The 253-nt window shown below is 50.6% G+C and carries 1 protein-coding gene; it reads left to right on the top strand.

The genetic code is table 11. The annotated features are described in order from the left end of the window. The coding region (locus KVT27_RS25505) for a Sip1-related alpha-galactosidase (protein WP_217582263.1) at window positions 1-253 on the top strand (253 nt) is incomplete at both ends.

Genomic DNA, 253 nt, shown 5'->3' on the forward strand with positions numbered 1-253 from the left:
TGAACATGCTCTGCAGAATGCTTACAATTCGTATTATCATGGCGCGTTCTATTATGGCGATTGGGACATGTATTGGACCAAGAATCACGATGATATTCAAAATGCGGTGCTTCGCTGCGTCAGCGGCGGACCTGTCTATTTCAGCGATGCTCCCGGCAATACGGATGCCTCGAAAATATGGCCGCTCATTTACCGTGACGGTCGCATTATTCGCTGCGAGCAGCCGCCAAGCCCGACAACGGATTGCTTGTTC

The organism is Lysinibacillus sp. GbtcB16 (assembly GCF_019091145.1).
GTDB lineage: Bacteria > Bacillota > Bacilli > Bacillales_A > Planococcaceae > Lysinibacillus > Lysinibacillus fusiformis.